The 14385-nt window shown below is 63.4% G+C and carries 19 protein-coding genes; 12 read left to right on the top strand and 7 right to left on the bottom strand.

The window, feature by feature from the left end:
- Window positions 1–77: 77 nt before the first annotated feature.
- The 4 genes from ACU688_RS22355 to ACU688_RS22340 form a co-directional block, all read right to left on the bottom strand.
- Complete coding sequence (locus ACU688_RS22355) at window positions 78–599, bottom strand: DUF3299 domain-containing protein (RefSeq protein ID WP_448186429.1); 522 nt, start codon at window positions 597–599, stop codon at window positions 78–80.
- 11 nt (window positions 600–610) lie between these two features.
- Window positions 611–1876: an ABC transporter permease gene (locus tag ACU688_RS22350; RefSeq protein WP_448186428.1), complete on the bottom strand. Its 1266-nt coding sequence runs from the start codon at window positions 1874–1876 to the stop codon at window positions 611–613.
- Window position 1877: 1 nt separating this feature from the next.
- Window positions 1878–2588 (bottom strand): ABC transporter ATP-binding protein, encoded by a 711-nt coding sequence (locus tag ACU688_RS22345; protein WP_017736647.1) that lies wholly within the window; start codon window positions 2586–2588, stop codon window positions 1878–1880.
- 155 nt (window positions 2589–2743) lie between these two features.
- The gene (locus ACU688_RS22340; RefSeq protein WP_448186427.1) at window positions 2744–3337 is read right to left on the bottom strand and encodes a DUF2796 domain-containing protein; all 594 of its coding nucleotides are present in this window, start codon (window positions 3335–3337) and stop codon (window positions 2744–2746) included.
- Between the two features lie 131 nt (window positions 3338–3468).
- On the opposite strand from ACU688_RS22340, the gene ACU688_RS22335 reads away from it, so the two are divergent.
- Complete coding sequence (locus ACU688_RS22335; RefSeq protein ID WP_448186426.1) at window positions 3469–3810, top strand: hypothetical protein; 342 nt, start codon at window positions 3469–3471, stop codon at window positions 3808–3810.
- On the opposite strand, the gene trxA is transcribed toward ACU688_RS22335, so the two are convergent.
- From trxA to ACU688_RS22320, 3 genes are all read right to left on the bottom strand, one after another.
- Window positions 3807–4679, bottom strand: a complete 873-nt coding sequence (gene trxA, locus ACU688_RS22330) for a thioredoxin (protein ID WP_448186425.1) — start codon at window positions 4677–4679, stop codon at window positions 3807–3809. The genes ACU688_RS22335 and trxA overlap by 4 nt on opposite strands.
- A 169-nt stretch (window positions 4680–4848) precedes the next feature.
- Window positions 4849–5505, bottom strand: a complete 657-nt coding sequence (locus ACU688_RS22325; protein ID WP_448186424.1) for a class I SAM-dependent methyltransferase — start codon at window positions 5503–5505, stop codon at window positions 4849–4851.
- Window positions 5502–5957 (bottom strand): YbaY family lipoprotein, encoded by a 456-nt coding sequence (locus ACU688_RS22320; protein WP_448186423.1) that lies wholly within the window; start codon window positions 5955–5957, stop codon window positions 5502–5504. The genes ACU688_RS22325 and ACU688_RS22320 overlap by 4 nt, the downstream gene beginning before the upstream one ends.
- A gap of 139 nt (window positions 5958–6096) precedes the next feature.
- Between ACU688_RS22320 and nrdR the strand changes: the two genes are divergently transcribed.
- From nrdR to ACU688_RS22265, 11 genes are all read left to right on the top strand, one after another.
- The gene (nrdR, locus tag ACU688_RS22315; RefSeq protein WP_017736640.1) at window positions 6097–6561 is read left to right on the top strand and encodes a transcriptional regulator NrdR; all 465 of its coding nucleotides are present in this window, start codon (window positions 6097–6099) and stop codon (window positions 6559–6561) included.
- Complete coding sequence (ribD, locus tag ACU688_RS22310; protein ID WP_448186422.1) at window positions 6558–7694, top strand: bifunctional diaminohydroxyphosphoribosylaminopyrimidine deaminase/5-amino-6-(5-phosphoribosylamino)uracil reductase RibD; 1137 nt, start codon at window positions 6558–6560, stop codon at window positions 7692–7694. Before nrdR ends, ribD begins: the two co-directional genes overlap by 4 nt.
- Window positions 7695–7742: 48 nt before the next feature.
- On the top strand, window positions 7743–8405 hold the full coding sequence (locus ACU688_RS22305) for a riboflavin synthase (RefSeq protein ID WP_017736638.1): 663 nt from the start codon (window positions 7743–7745) through the stop codon (window positions 8403–8405).
- A gap of 15 nt (window positions 8406–8420) precedes the next feature.
- A complete protein-coding gene (ribBA, locus tag ACU688_RS22300) occupies window positions 8421–9512 on the top strand; it encodes a bifunctional 3,4-dihydroxy-2-butanone-4-phosphate synthase/GTP cyclohydrolase II (RefSeq protein ID WP_017736637.1) in 1092 nt (363 codons plus the stop codon).
- Between the two features lie 88 nt (window positions 9513–9600).
- Complete coding sequence (ribH, locus tag ACU688_RS22295; protein ID WP_003176356.1) at window positions 9601–10077, top strand: 6,7-dimethyl-8-ribityllumazine synthase; 477 nt, start codon at window positions 9601–9603, stop codon at window positions 10075–10077.
- Entirely contained in the window at window positions 10074–10574 is a 501-nt protein-coding gene (gene nusB, locus ACU688_RS22290) for a transcription antitermination factor NusB (protein WP_017736636.1), read from the top strand. Before ribH ends, nusB begins: the two co-directional genes overlap by 4 nt.
- A gap of 18 nt (window positions 10575–10592) precedes the next feature.
- Window positions 10593–11558, top strand: coding sequence for a thiamine-phosphate kinase (gene thiL / locus ACU688_RS22285; protein ID WP_448186421.1), 966 nt, complete (start codon window positions 10593–10595; stop codon window positions 11556–11558).
- A 55-nt stretch (window positions 11559–11613) separates the two neighbouring features.
- Window positions 11614–12333 carry a substrate-binding periplasmic protein gene (locus ACU688_RS22280; protein ID WP_448186420.1) on the top strand — a complete coding sequence of 240 codons (720 nt, stop codon included), beginning with the start codon at window positions 11614–11616 and terminating at the stop codon, window positions 12331–12333.
- Between the two features lie 129 nt (window positions 12334–12462).
- Window positions 12463–13080 (top strand): GTP cyclohydrolase II, encoded by a 618-nt coding sequence (gene ribA, locus ACU688_RS22275; RefSeq protein WP_016978544.1) that lies wholly within the window; start codon window positions 12463–12465, stop codon window positions 13078–13080.
- Window positions 13077–13496: a nuclear FMR1 interacting 1 family protein gene (locus tag ACU688_RS22270; RefSeq protein ID WP_017736633.1), complete on the top strand. Its 420-nt coding sequence runs from the start codon at window positions 13077–13079 to the stop codon at window positions 13494–13496. The genes ribA and ACU688_RS22270 overlap by 4 nt, the downstream gene beginning before the upstream one ends.
- Window positions 13493–14281, top strand: coding sequence for a cobalamin-binding protein (locus ACU688_RS22265; protein WP_448186419.1), 789 nt, complete (start codon window positions 13493–13495; stop codon window positions 14279–14281). The genes ACU688_RS22270 and ACU688_RS22265 overlap by 4 nt, the downstream gene beginning before the upstream one ends.
- The last annotated feature ends 104 nt before the right edge of the window (window positions 14282–14385 follow it).

Below are 14385 nucleotides of genomic sequence, written 5' to 3'. Positions count from 1 at the left end.
TTTAAAAGTTGTAGGTCCAATGGTAAAGATCGTTCCGTGCGGTCTTTTGATTCAGCTCAATGAAAGGGTGATCAGCGTTATTCCTGCAGTTCGTACATGTAAATCTTCTCGGCATCCATCTGGTAACCGGCATCGGCCAGCTCACTGGTGGACGGCTTGACCTGCATCGCGCCTTCGATCCAGTACGGCTGGTACAGCTCATCAAGCTTCACGCCGACTTCGCTTTTCACATGCACGATCTGGTTCGACGGCGGCGGTGGCACATGGATGCACGCGCCGAAATACGGCACCAGCAAGAACTCGGTGGTGCGACCTTCTTCGCTGACTTCCAGCGGCACGATGTAACCCGGCAGACGAATATGCTGGCCGTTCAGCGCCTGCACCACTGGCGCGTTGGGCAGGTCCTGCTTGGCCGCAGGCGCCGCTTCGGCCGACAACGCATCGGCCATGCCTGACAGATCGTGCAGCGGTTTCATGTTCGGCACTTCCGGTGGCGCGTCAGGTGGGATCATCTCCTGCCACGACAAATCCTTGGGCTGGTCGCCGGCCCACACGGGCGCGCTCAGCAGCAACAACAGCGCAAACAGGGCACGACGCATCGAAGCCTTCCTCATAAACGTATGGACAGGCCGTCGGCCAGGGATTGTCGATAGGCGCGCCACGCGGGCACGCTGCCCATCAACAGCGCGGCGGCCAGGATACCGGCGAGCAGCGTCCATTCATATTCGCTCGGCCACGCCATTGGCAAGTCCAGGCCGTAGTTGGCCTGCAAATAGCCGCGCGAGGCGGCGATGCACACGTACAGCAAGCCAACCCCTGCGACCACGCCAGACAGCGCCAGGGCGAAGGCTTCGAAGATCAGCAACGTCGCGATATGCCACGGGCGGGCGCCCACCGAACGCAGGATCGCCATTTCGCGGCGGCGCTCGTTGAGGCTGGTGAGGATCGCCGTGAGCATGCCGATCAAACCGGTCAGCACCACGAACAGGGAAATCACGAACAGCGCTTTTTCGGCGGTGCCCATCATGCTCCACAGCTCTTGCAGCGCCACGCCCGGCAGGATCGCCAGCATCGGCTCGCCCCGGAATTCATTGATCTCCCGTTGCAGGGCGAAGGTGGAAATCTTGTTGTTCAGGCCCAGCATGAACGCGGTGATGGCCTGCGGGGTGAGGTCCATGTTGCGCGCCTGATCCGCACTGATGCGGCCTTTGCCCTGGGCCGGCACGCCGTTGTGCCAGTCGATATGGATCGCTTCCATGCCGCCGAGGCTGATATGCAGCGTGCGGTCCACCGGCGTGCCGGTGCGCTTGAGAATGCCGACCACGGTGAAGGGTTTGTCATCGTGCTTGACCAGGCTCACCACGGCAACGCCGTGGGCCAGCACCAGCTTGTCGCCGAGCTTGTAGTGCAGCGCGTCGGCGACTTCGGCGCCGAGCACTACTTCAAACGGGTCGGTGGCGAAGGCGCGGCCGCTGGCCAGTTCGAGGTTTTGCTTGCGCCCGTACTGGTAGTGCTCGAAGTAGGAGTCGTTGGTGCCCATCACGCGGTAGCCGCGATGGGAGTCGCCGAGGGAAATCGGGATTGCCCACTTCACCTGGGGGTTGGCGGCGAAGTGTTCGTAGCTGTCCCAACGGATGTTGTTGGTGGCGTTGCCGATGCGGAACACCGAGTACAACAACAGGTTTACCGAACCGGAACGGGCGCCGACGATCAGGTCGGTGCCGCTGATGGTGCTGGCAAAACTGTTGCGCGCTTCGACGCGCACGCGCTCCACCGCCAGTAACAAACACACTGACAGCGCGATGGCGAACGCGGTGAGGATCGCGGTAAAGCGGCGGTTAGCCAGGCTGGCCATGGCTAGACGGAACAGATACATCTCAAACCTCTGCGGGCGTGGCGGCGCGATTGAGTTCGGCTAGCGACAGGTGGCGGTCGAACAGCGCAGCCAGGCTTTGGTCATGGCTGACAAACAGCAGGCTGGCGCCGGCGTCGCGGCATTCGGCGAACAACAACTGAAGGAAAGCTTCGCGGGCGTCGTAGTCCAGGGCCGAGGTGGGTTCGTCGGCGATCACCAGTTCCGGTTGGCCGATCAACGCGCGGGCAGCGGCGACCCGTTGTTGCTGGCCGATGGACAGTGAGTCGGCGCGGCGCTCCAGCAAGTCCTTGTCCTTCAAGCCCAGGTGCGCGAGCAAGGTCGCGGCGGCTTGATCGACACTGCCGTGGCGTTGTTTGGCCCGTTGCGCACGCAACTTGGAAAAGTGGCACGGCAACTCGACGTTCTCGCGCACCGAGAGGAACGGCAGCAGGTTGAACTGCTGGAAGATATAGCCGGTGTGGTCCACGCGGAAACGGTCGCGAGCGCCGGCCGACAGCTCGGTGAGCTCCTGGCCGAGCAGGCGGATGCTGCCCTGGCTGGGTTTCTGCACTCCGCCGAGCAGGCCCAGCAGCGTGGTTTTGCCACTGCCGCTCGGGCCCTTGAGGAACAGGGTTTCACCCGCTTCCAGGCGGAACGCGGGGATGTCCAGCAACTGTGGGTGACCGGGCCAGTTGAAGCCCAGGTCAGACAGTTCGATCAATGCTTGGGTCATGTGGAATCAGTAATGTCTGCTGGCGAAGTTTCAAAGGTGGCGCCGATCAAAGGTGGGAGCTGGCTTGCCTGCGATGCAGGCGGTGTGGTGCATCTGTCACACCGCAGCGATGCCATCGCAGGCAAGCCAGCTCCCACATTGACCGTATATTCAAATCAGAATTTGATGGTGGCTGCCGATGCCGTCGCGTCAACACCTTGCTGACCGCTCGGGCCGATCAGTTGTACCTGAATTTTCTGAGTGGCGGGGAAGGTCTTGAACACCTGGGTCAGGTCGAGGTTGCTCAACGCGGTCGGCGTGGCGCAGGTGAATTGGTAGTGGGCGTGGATTTCGCTGTGGTCGTGATGATGCTCGCCACCTTTGGCGTCGTGATCGTGGTCGTCATCATCGTCGTGATCGGCTTCGGGCTTGTCGCCGAACAGCGGGCTGTTGAGTTCCTGGCTGCTGACCACGCAACCCGCGCCTTTGGGCAGGTTGAACAGGGCCAGCGGATTCTCCAGCTGTTTGCGCACGGCGGCGACCTTGGCTTTGTCGGCGGCGGTGGTGGCGACGTGTTCAAAACCCACCAGGTTCATCGCCGGGCTGTCTAGCTCAAGCTCCAGGTCCTGGCCGTCCAGCACCGCGTTGAGGCGACCCACACCATGTTCGTGGGCGCCGAGGCTGCCGTGTTCGTGGTCGTGCTCTTCATGAGCATGGGCAACCGCCAGTGGCAGCAGGGCAAACGGCAAAGCAAGCAACAGACGGCGCATGGGGCGGCTCCAGGACATGAAAGTTTTGTTATGTGATCTTATAACAATAGTCGCGAGAGTTTGACCGCCTGCTTGGCGTTGCGCAAGCCGCATGGGAGCATGCCCGTCAGAAAAGTGCAGGAGTAAGGACGATGTTGCGAATTCGAGGAACCGTTGGCGACCTGCCGGTGGATTTGACCCTGGAGCTGGACGACGGCGATTGGGCACGCCTGGGCGCGCAATTGCAGGCAGCCCCGGTGCCAAGCGCTCCGGCAGCGGCGCCGGTCAAGCAGGATGAAGATCAGTGGCAGAACGCCCAGGATCTATTGCGCAAAGCTGGGCAGCTCAGCGGCCTGGAATTGCTCGATCAATTGGAAGGCTTGGCCGGCGACGCCTCGGCGGGCAAGCGCCTGTTGGTGCGCCTGCGCCACAGCGCCAAGGTCAAGGTCGCCAGCGGCGGGGATACGCCGCTGTACAGCTGGATCGGTGATTAGTACAGCGCAGCGAACAACTTGCGGCGGTACACCGTGACCAGCGGGTGATCATTGCCCAGCAGTTCGAACACCTGCAGCAAGGTCTTGTGCGGCAAGCCTTCGCTGTAGCTGCGGTTGCGGATAAACAACTTGAGCAAGCCTTCCAGCGCCGCGTCGTACTGCTGGCGCGCCAGTTGCTGGATGCTCAATTGATAGGCCGCTTCATCGTCCTGCGGGTTTTGCGCCAGGCGGCTTTTCAGGTCGGCCGCGTCCGGCAGGTCAGCGGCCTGGCGCAGGAAGGTGATCTGCGCCTTGGCGCCGGCGAGGGCGGCTTTGTGCTCGTCGCTTTTCACGGCGTCCAGCACGGTCTGGGCTTCACCCAGTTCGCCACGTTCTGCCAGGCAGCGTGCATACAGGATCAGCGCGGCGGCGTTGGTGTTGTCCTCGCCCAGCAACGTCACCAGCACAGCCTCGGCATCGCTGATGCGGCCGTCGGCAAACAACGCCTGGGCCTGTTCCAACGGATCTGCCGCCGCCGGTGGTGGCATCTGCACATGGGGCTCCAGCATCGCCCGCACCGCCGACTCCGGCTGCGCCCCGGCAAACCCGTCCACCGGTTGACCATCCTTGAACAACACCACCGTTGGCAGGCTACGAATGCCAAAGCGCGCGACGATGTCCTGCTCCGCCTCGCAATCAACCTTGGCCAGCAACAACTCACCCTGATAACTCTCGGCTATCTGCGCCAGCAGCGGCATCAACGCCTTGCACGGCGCGCACCACTCGGCCCAGAAATCCACCAGCACGGGTTTGTGGAACGAATTCTCGATGACGGCTTGGTCGAACGTGGCGGTGGTGGCATCGAAGATGTACGGCGTGGGCTCACTCATGGGGCGTCTCGAAGAAAGCGGGAATGGGGCAACTATAAGGGCTGGCGCTGGCGGCTGAAAGCGTGGCGGGTTCAAGAACGCTATCGCGGGCAAGCCCGCTCCCACAGGGGAATGCATTTCAACAGGACAATGCAGCCCGAATGTGGGAGCGGGCTCGCCCGCGATGGCCTCAAGAACGCCGCGAGTGGTACAGGCTCACCTTGCGAAACTCCCAAGGCTCTGCCAGGTCCGGCAACGTCAGCGCGTCGAGGACTTCCAGCCGCTGATAATCCGCATGCTGGAAGTCTCTTACCCGCGAATCCGCCACCAACGCTTCACGGCCACGGGTAAGGAAGTGATCCAGCAACGGCAGGTTGGCGCGGTCGTAGAGGACGTCAGCCACCAGGATCAGGTCGAAGCGGTCGGCTTCGGCAAAGAAGTCCGGCGAATAACCCAGCGTCACACCGTTGAGTTCGGCATTCGCCCGGCACGCCGCCAGCGCCAGCGGATCAAGGTCGCAAGCCACCACTTCCAGCGCCCCGGCTTTGACGGCCGCAATCCCGGCCACGCCGGAACCGGCGCCAAAATCCAGCACGCGCTTGCCGGCAACCCACTCGGGGTTCGCCGCGAGGTACCGCGCCAGCGCCAGGCCGCTGGCCCAGCAGAAGCTCCAGTAGGGCGGTTCATGCAGGATGCGCCGGGTTTCTTCGGGGCTGAAGGCGCGGTCCATGTTGTCCGCGTCCAGCAGCCATAACGATAACGCGGTGCCCGGCAGCGGGCAGGGCACCAGTTGGGCGTCGCCGATCAGTTCGCTCAACGCCCCTTGCAGGGCCAGCGGTGGCGTCATGGTGCCTTGACGAGTTGCAGGGGGCCGGTGGTCTGGGTGATCGCCTGGGTGATGCGCACGGCGGGCAGGTGCAGGATCAACTGGCCGGACTGGCTGGCGCGGCCGCGCACTTCAACACGCGCACCGGCCGGGAAGGCCTCGGGGTTGAAGCGCAGGCGGAAGGCCAGGGGCTTGCCGTTGCCGGTCAGCACGCTGCTGGCGAGCAATTGTTGCGGGCGCGAGCGCTCGTCGATCACCAGCAGGGCCATCTCGACTTCGGCGCCGGCGGGCACGTTGGTCAGGCTGCCGTTGATTTCACGCTGATAGGCCGGCAGTGGGCCGAGGTCTTCAATACCCGGGACCTTTTTCTCTTGCGCCGGTGCTGGCTGAGGCGTGGACGGTTTGGGGGCTTCGCTGCTGCAGGCGACCAGGAAACTGAACACGGTGAGCAAGACAAGTGGTCGTAACTGCATGTACGGCTCCAGAAAGGGCAAAATCCGTGGCTTTAAAATCAAGAAACATAATAGGCAGTCTATATACCGTAAAGGCTATGGCTTGTCTTGCCACGGGGATGCGCTACCATGGCCCTCCCTTTTTTTGTTGCCTGCCACCATGCACTGTCCCTTCTGCGGTGCCAACGACACCAAGGTCATTGACTCACGTCTGGTCGCCGAGGGCGATCAAGTGCGTCGCCGGCGCGAATGCCTGGCCTGCGGTGAGCGTTTCACCACCTTCGAAACTGCCGAACTGGTATTGCCGCGCCTGATCAAGTCCGACGGCAGCCGCCAGCCTTTCGACGAAGACAAACTGCGCGCCGGTATGCAGCGCGCCCTGGAAAAACGCCCGGTGAGTGTCGAGCGCCTGGAAGCCGCGCTGGTGCATATCAAGCACAAGCTGCGGGCGACCGGCGAGCGCGAGGTCAAGAGCCTGGTGGTTGGAGAACTGGTGATGGGCGAGCTGCAAAAGCTCGACGAAGTCGCCTATATCCGTTTCGCCTCGGTGTATCGACGCTTCCAGGACCTCAATGAGTTCCGCGAAGAAATCGACCGCCTGGCCCGTGAGCCTGCCAAACAATGACCCCACCGTCTGCCGAACAAGCTGTCCTCGACGCCCATTACATGGCCCGCGCCCTCGAATTGGCGCGCAGGGGCTTGTACACCACCCATCCCAACCCCCGGGTCGGCTGCGTGATCGTGCGCGATGGGCAGATTGTCGGCGAAGGTTGGCATGAACGCACCGGCGAGCCCCACGCCGAGCCCAGCGCCCTGCGCGCCGCTGGTGACAAGGCCCGTGGCGCCACGGTGTACGTGACCCTCGAACCGTGCAGCCACCACGGCCGCACTCCGCCTTGCGCCGATGCGCTGGTGAGTGCCGGCGTGGCGCGGGTGGTGGCTGGCATGCAGGACCCGAACCCGGAAGTGGCGGGGCGCGGCATGCAGCGTCTGGCCCAGGCCGGGATCGAAATCCGCAGCGGCGTACTGGAAAGCGAAGCGCGCGCGTTGAACCCCGGTTTCCTTAAACGCATGGAACACGGCCTGCCGTTTGTGCGGGTCAAGCTGGCGATGAGCCTGGACGGCCGCACCGCGATGGCCAGCGGCGAGAGCCAATGGATCACCGGCCCCGCCGCCCGCGCCGCCGTGCAGCGCCTGCGCGCCGAGGCCAGCGTGGTGCTGACCGGTGCCGACACGGTGCTGGCCGATGGTGCGCGCCTGACCGTGCGCGCCGCCGAACTGGGCTTGGATGCAGAAACCACCGCGCTCGCGATGTCGCGCCCGCCGTTGCGCGTGCTCATCGACGGCCGCCTGCGGGTGCCGCTCAACGCGCCGTTCTTCAAGGCCGGCCCGGCATTGGTCATCACCTGCGTGACCGCGGAAAACCAGTTCCCCCGTGGCCCCGAGTGCCTGGTGGTGCCGGGCGTCGAGGGCCAGGTTGACCTGCGTTCGGCGCTGGTGGCGCTGGCTGCCCGTGGTGTCAACGAAGTGTTGGTGGAAGCCGGGCCAAGCCTGGCGGGCGCCTTTGCCCAGCAAGGCCTGGTGGATGAGTACGTGATTTTCATCGCCGGCAAGTTTCTCGGCTCCGCCGCGCGGCCTTTGCTGGACTGGCCGCTTGAGAAACTGGCGGACGCCCCCCAACTCAAGATCACTGAAATGCGCGCTGTAGGCGATGACTGGCGAGTCACTGCCATCCCTGTGCCACCAGCGAGCGTATAATTCTGACCGGGCGCTCAAGAGCCCCGCACCGTTTTCCAGGAGAAGGCCATGTTCACCGGCATCATCGAATCCATCGGCAGTATCCGTGCCATGACCCCCAAAGGCGGCGACGTACGCCTGTCGGTTGAAACCGGCAAGCTGGACCTCGGCGACGTCAAATTGGGCGACAGCATCGCCATCAACGGCGTGTGCCTGACCGTCATCGAGTTGCCAGGCAACGGTTTTGCCGCCGATGTCAGCCGGGAAACCCTGGACTGCACCGCGATGAACGACCTCAAGGCCGGCAGCCCGGTGAACCTGGAAAAAGCCCTGACCCCGACCACCCGCCTGGGCGGCCACCTGGTCAGCGGCCACGTGGATGGCGTCGGCGAAGTGGTCGCGCGCAGCGAAAACGCGCGTGCCGTGGAATTCCGCATTCGCGCGCCCAAAGAGTTGGCCAAGTACATCGCCCACAAAGGCTCGATCACCGTCGATGGCACCAGCCTGACCGTGAACGCCGTGAACGGCGCCGAATTCGAACTGACCATCATTCCCCACACCCTCAGCGAAACCATCATGGCGTCTTACCAGCCAGGTCGCCGGGTGAACCTGGAAGTGGACTTGCTTGCCCGTTACCTGGAGCGCCTGCTGTTGGGCGATAAGGCCGCAGAGCCAACCGGAAGTAACATCACCGAAAGTTTTCTGGCCGCTAACGGCTACCTGAAATCCTGACCAAGGGGGTGCCGCGTGGCGCTCAATAGCATCGAAGAACTGGTTGAAGACATCCGCCAAGGCAAGATGGTCATCCTGATGGATGACGAAGACCGCGAGAACGAAGGCGACATCATCATGGCCGCCGAGGCGTGCCAGGCTGAGCACATCAACTTCATGGCCAAGCACGCCCGTGGGTTGATCTGCATGCCCATGAGCCGCGAGCGCTGCGAACTGCTCAAGCTGCCGTTGATGGCGCCGCGCAATGGTTCAGGGTTTGGCACCAAGTTCACCGTGTCCATCGAAGCCACGACGGGTGTTACCACCGGTATCTCCGCCGCTGACCGCGCGCGCACCGTGCAAGCCGCTTCCGCGAAGGACGCCAAGGCTGAAGACATCGTCAGCCCCGGCCACATCTTCCCGCTAATGGCCCAGCCCGGCGGCACCCTGGCCCGCGCCGGCCACACCGAAGCCGCCTGCGACCTGGCGCGCATGGCCGGTTTCGAGCCAAGCGGGGTGATCTGCGAAGTGATGAACGACGACGGCACCATGGCCCGTCGCCCGGAACTGGAAACCTTTGCCGCCGAACACAACCTCAAGATCGGCACCATTGCCGACCTGATCCACTACCGGATGATCCACGAACGTACCGTTCAGCGGATTGCCGAGCAGCCACTGGACAGCGAACTGGGCCAATTCAATTTGGTGACCTACCGTGATTCAGTGGAAGGCGACGTGCACATGGCCCTGACCCTGGGCACCATTTGCGCCGAAGAGCCGACCCTGGTGCGGGTGCACAACATGGACCCGCTGCGCGACCTGCTGATGGTCAAGCAACCGGGCCGCTGGAGCCTGCGCGCCGCCATGGCTGCGGTTTCCGAAGCAGGCAGTGGCGTGGTGCTGCTACTCGGCCACCCGCTGGATGGCGATGTGTTGCTGGCGCATATCCGCGAAACCGCCGACCACGCGCCGGTGAAAAAACCGACCACCTACAGCATTGTCGGTGCCGGCTCGCAGATCCTGCGTGACCTCGGTGTGCGCAAAATGCGCCTGATGAGTGCACCGATGAAATTTAATGCCATATCCGGTTTCGACCTGGAAGTTGTAGAATACGTGCCCTCCGAATAAAGGCCGGCGATTCTTGCCCCTTGTTCGCGGTTAAATCATCACTAAGGGACGCCGTTTGTGCGTCCCGGCTCTTTAAGAGATTTGTCGAATGACCCTGAAGACCATCGAAGGTACCTTCATCGCCCCCAAAGGCCGCTACGCCCTGGTAGTTGGCCGCTTCAACAGCTTCGTGGTTGAAAGCCTGGTAAGCGGTGCCGTGGACGCCCTGGTTCGCCACGGTGTGAGCGAGAGCGACATCACTATCATCCGTGCGCCTGGCGCCTTCGAAATCCCACTGGTTGCGCAAAAAGTTGCGCAGCAGGGTGAATACGCGGCGATCATCGCCCTGGGCGCGGTCATTCGTGGCGGTACTCCGCACTTCGAATACGTGGCTGGCGAATGCACCAAGGGCCTGGCCCAGGTGTCCATGGAGTTCGGCGTGCCGGTCGCGTTCGGCGTGCTGACCGTGGATTCCATCGAGCAAGCCATCGAGCGTTCCGGCACCAAGGCCGGCAACAAAGGCGCTGAAGCTGCCCTGTCCGCCCTGGAAATGGTCAGCCTGCTGTCGCAGTTGGAGGCCAAGTGATTTCCGACGAGAGCGACAACTTCAACCCGCGCGAGCCACGTCCAGCCGATGCCGGTAAGCCGTCCAAGAACGAGAAGCGTCGCGCTGCTCGTCAGTTGGCGACCCAGGCCCTGTATCAGCGCCACCTGGCCGGTACTTCGCTGAACGAAATCGAAGCGCAGTTTCGCGTCGACAACGATTTTACCTTCGCCGACCTGCCGTACTTCCACGACATCCTGCACGGTGTGCATGCGCACCTGACCGAGATCGACACGGCCCTGGCACCTTGCCTGGACCTGACCATCGAAGAGCTGGACCCGGTTGAACTGTGCGTGATGCGCCTGTCTGCCTGGGAACTGCTCTATCGCGTTGACGTGCCGTACCGCGTCGTGATCAACGAAGGTATCGAACTGGCGAAAGTCTACGGTTCGACCGACGGTCACAAGTTCGTCAACGGCGTGCTCGACAAGCTGGCCCCGCGCCTGCGTGAAGCCGAAGTGAAGGCGTACAAGCGCTAACCTGCGCTTGAGTTCGCAATGGGCGAGTTTGAGCTGATCCGCAAATACTTCGCCGCCGCGCCTTGTGCGCAGGGCGGCGAAGGCATTGCCCTGGGGATCGGCGACGACTGCGCCTTGCTGGCGCTCCCCGCCGGGGAGCAGCTGGCAATCTCCACCGATACTTTGGTGGCCGGGGTGCATTTTTCCGACCCCTGCGACCCGTTCCTGCTCGGCCAGCGCTCGCTGGCCGTGGCCGTGAGCGACCTGGCCGCCATGGGCGCCCACCCCCTTGCATTCACCCTTGCCCTCACCACCCCGACGGTCGATGCCGATTGGCTGCAACGCTATGCCCAGGGTTTGAACACCATGGCGCAAAGCTGCGGCGTGCGTCTGGTCGGCGGTGACACCACGCGCGGCCCGCTGAGCCTGACCCTGACCGTGCTTGGCCGGGTGCCCGCCGGGCAAGCGTTGACCCGCAGCGGGGCGCAGCAGGGCGACCTGTTGTGTGTGGGCGGCGAGTTGGGCAATGCCGCTGGCGCCTTGCCACTGGTGTTGGGCCAGCGCAGCGCCGAGGCGGCGATTGCCGAGCCGTTGCTGGCGCACTATTGGTCGCCGCAACCGCAGCTGGCCTTGGGGCTGGCGTTGCGGGGCAAGGCGACCTCGGCAATGGATATCTCCGACGGGTTGCTGGCCGATTGCGGGCATATCGCCAAGGCATCGGCTGTCAGCCTGTTGATCGAACGCCAGCGGTTGCCGTTGTCCCAGGCACTGCTGGCGTTTGTCGGTGACGACGACGCGCGCGTGGCGGCCTTGAGCGGGGGCGACGACTACGTGCTGGCGTTCACCCTGCCGCCTGGCGAACTGGCGCCGCTGCTGGCGAACGGTTGGCCGATCCACGTGATCGGCCGGGTCGAGGCGGGGCAGGGCGTGACGCTGCTGGACGCCAACGGCCAGGACATCACCCCGGCCGTGCGTGGCTATCAGCACTTTCGCGAAGCGCCGTAAGTCGGCGACCTGCGCTAATCTCTACTGGGTCTTTACGGAGTAGGAGCTTGTCACCATGGATGTGCGCCACTGGCTGTTGATCGTGCTGTGCGCTTTCATGCCTTTGGCCTACGCCGATGAGGCTCCCGGCAAAGTCGTGCTGGCCAGTGAAGCCTGGGACGACTACACCAACGCCGATGGCAGCGGCCTGGCGTGGGACGTATTGCGCGAAGTGTTCGAGCCGGCCGGGATCAAGCTGCAAACCCGCACCGTGCCGTATACCCGCTCGGTCGGCCTGGCCCAGCGCGGCGAGGTGGATGGCTGGGTCGGCTCCTACCGGGACGAAGCCACCGGCGTGCTCTACCCCCACTGGAATTTCGACTCCGATCACATCTACGCCCTCGGCCTGGCCGGCACGCCGGCGCCAACCGTGGCCACACTGGGCAATTACCGCCTGGCTTGGGTGCGTGGCTACAAATACGAGGAGTACTTGCCCAACGTGCACCGCTTCAACCAGATCGAGCGCCGCGATGGCATCCTGCCGATGCTGCAACACGGTCGGGCCGACTTCTATATTGATGCGCTGACCGAGGCGAAGTACGTCCTCAGCCAGTCCAGCGATCCTTCGAAGTTCCAGCTCACCCATATCGCCGAGCTGCCGCTGTATATCGGCTTTGCCGATAACGAACGCGGGCGAGCGTTGATGGCCGTGTATGACCAGCGCGTCGCAAACTTGGTGAAAAGCGGCGAACTGAAGGCGATCTTCGCGCGCTGGAACCAGCCGTATCCGTTCTGACCTGCATAGAACCAGGATGAAGGCCAATCGAACCTATTGATCTTTATCAGCGATAATTCAGCTTAAGCGTCTGTAGGAACGTGCTGTTACAATGGCCTCCTTTGTAAAAACTGAAATCAGGAGCACACGGTGCCCGTCGTTTTCGTCGCCGCTTCCAAGCTGCCTACCCCTTTTGCCACGTTCACCATGAACGGCTTTCTCGAAGAAGCCACCGGGCGCGAGCACGTCGTGCTCAGCCTTGGCGATATTGCTGATGGCGCACCGGTGCTGGGCCGCGTGCATTCCGAGTGCCTGACCGGTGACGCACTGTTCAGCCAGCGTTGCGACTGCGGCTCGCAGCTCGAAGCTGCGATGCGCGCCATCGCCCGTGAAGGCCGTGGCGTGCTGCTGTACTTGCGTCAGGAAGGCCGTGGCATTGGCCTGATGAACAAGATCCGCGCCTACGAGCTGCAAGATGGCGGCGCCGATACCGTCGAGGCCAACGAGCGCTTGGGCTTTGCCGCCGACCAGCGCGACTACGCGATCTGCCTGCCGATGCTCGAACACCTGGGGGTCAAATCCCTGCGCCTGATGACCAACAACCCGCGCAAGGTCAAAGCCTTGACCGAGATGGGCATCACCGTCGCCGAGCGCGTGCCGCTGCACACCGGGCACAACCCGCACAACAAACTCTACCTGGCCACCAAGGCCAGCAAGCTCGACCACATGATGGGCAACGAGCATCAGGGCGAGGTTGACCGCGCGTGACCCGTGGCCAGGTGAAACGGCGACTGTCCTTCAACTGGTGGCAGTACCTGGCCCTGGCGCTGCTGCCCTTGTTTGTGATCAACCTGGTGTTCGGCCAAGCCGAATCCCTGCTGCCCGTGCTGGCCATGCCGTTTTTCATCGCCGGCGTGGCTTCGATGTTTCTGAGCCTGCGCTATTTCCATGGCTATAAACACGCGCTGATCGCCACCTCGAAAGCCCTCGACACCCCCGAAGAACCGGCTGCCTGGATCACCCTGGCGGCCCGTCGGCGCACCGCATTGCTGATTGCCGCCGTGCCCGCCTGGATCGGCGCGCTGGCGGTGTTTGTCGGCCTGGAAGCGGTGCCGTTGTTTCTATTGGCGCTATCGACCCTGGTGCTGTTCTACCTCTATCGCATTCCCCGCCAACTGGGATGAGGCGTCACCTGCTGGCGCTCCTGTTGCTGGCCGGCAGCATCCAGGCGCTGGCGGCCGAACGCGTGGTCAGCCTGGCGCCATCCCTCTCTGAAATCGTGGTTGAACTGGGCGCCGCCGACCTGCTGGTGGGCGTGCTCGATGGTGGCGAACGCCCCGCAGCGTTGGCGACGGTGCCGTCGGTCGGGCAGTACGGCCAGTTGAACATCGAGCGCCTGCTCAGCCTCAAGCCCGACCTGATCCTGCTCTGGCCCGGCAGCGTCGGCCCGGCTCAGCGTGAGCAGTTGCAACGCTTGAATATCCCGGTCTACGTCGCCGACCCCCACAACCTTGAACAACTCGCCAGCCAGGTCCAGGCCATCGCGGAGCAGTTGGGCCGTGCGGATGCCGGTCACCAGTTGGCCACGCAGTTGCGCCAGCGCCTGGGCGAACTGCGCCAGCGCTACCATCGGGATGAGCCGCTGCGGGTGTTTTATCAAGTGTGGAACCAGCCGCTGTACACCGTGGGCGGCGGGCAGATCATCAGCGATGCGCTGAGTGTGTGCGGCGCTCGCAATGTGTTCGATGACCTCGCGTTGCCTGCGCCGCAGGTGAGTATCGAGTCGGTGCTGCAGCGTGATCCCGAGGTGATCCTGGTGGGGGATCAAGGGCAGAAGGATGACTGGCGTGTCTGGCCAAACATGGCTGCACGAGTGCGGTTGGTGCCGGATAAAGGGCTGGAGCGGCCCAGTGGGCAGATGGTGGAGGCGGTGGCGCGGTTGTGCCAGGTGATATCGCCAAACCTGTGAGACCGCTATCGCAGGCAAGCCAGCTCCCACAGTTGACCGAGTACCGTTCAAACAACTCGGTCAACTGTGGGAGCTGGCTTGCCTGCGATGGCGCCGGAACAGCC

It is taken from the genome of Pseudomonas acericola (SeqCode), from assembly GCF_053456465.1.
Note: the sequence above shows the minus strand (reverse complement) of the source record. Positions and strands in the feature narration are given on the sequence as shown.

Bases quoted from the DNA above. Each gene is read 5' to 3' on its own strand.
- ACU688_RS22355 (WP_448186429.1), bottom strand. From the start codon at position 599: ATGCGTCGTGCCCTGTTTGCGCTGTTGTTGCTGCTGAGCGCGCCCGTG.
- ACU688_RS22350 (WP_448186428.1), bottom strand. From the start codon at position 1,876: ATGTATCTGTTCCGTCTAGCCATGGCCAGCCTGGCTAACCGCCGCTTT.
- ACU688_RS22345 (WP_017736647.1), bottom strand. From the start codon at position 2,588: ATGACCCAAGCATTGATCGAACTGTCTGACCTGGGCTTCAACTGGCCC.
- ACU688_RS22340 (WP_448186427.1), bottom strand. From the start codon at position 3,337: ATGCGCCGTCTGTTGCTTGCTTTGCCGTTTGCCCTGCTGCCACTGGCG.
- ACU688_RS22335 (WP_448186426.1), top strand. From the start codon at position 3,469: ATGTTGCGAATTCGAGGAACCGTTGGCGACCTGCCGGTGGATTTGACC.
- trxA (WP_448186425.1), bottom strand. From the start codon at position 4,679: ATGAGTGAGCCCACGCCGTACATCTTCGATGCCACCACCGCCACGTTC.
- ACU688_RS22325 (WP_448186424.1), bottom strand. From the start codon at position 5,505: ATGACGCCACCGCTGGCCCTGCAAGGGGCGTTGAGCGAACTGATCGGC.
- ACU688_RS22320 (WP_448186423.1), bottom strand. From the start codon at position 5,957: ATGCAGTTACGACCACTTGTCTTGCTCACCGTGTTCAGTTTCCTGGTC.
- nrdR (WP_017736640.1), top strand. From the start codon at position 6,097: ATGCACTGTCCCTTCTGCGGTGCCAACGACACCAAGGTCATTGACTCA.
- ribD (WP_448186422.1), top strand. From the start codon at position 6,558: ATGACCCCACCGTCTGCCGAACAAGCTGTCCTCGACGCCCATTACATG.
- ACU688_RS22305 (WP_017736638.1), top strand. From the start codon at position 7,743: ATGTTCACCGGCATCATCGAATCCATCGGCAGTATCCGTGCCATGACC.
- ribH (WP_003176356.1), top strand. From the start codon at position 9,601: ATGACCCTGAAGACCATCGAAGGTACCTTCATCGCCCCCAAAGGCCGC.
- thiL (WP_448186421.1), top strand. From the start codon at position 10,593: ATGGGCGAGTTTGAGCTGATCCGCAAATACTTCGCCGCCGCGCCTTGT.
- ACU688_RS22280 (WP_448186420.1), top strand. From the start codon at position 11,614: ATGGATGTGCGCCACTGGCTGTTGATCGTGCTGTGCGCTTTCATGCCT.
- ACU688_RS22265 (WP_448186419.1), top strand. From the start codon at position 13,493: ATGAGGCGTCACCTGCTGGCGCTCCTGTTGCTGGCCGGCAGCATCCAG.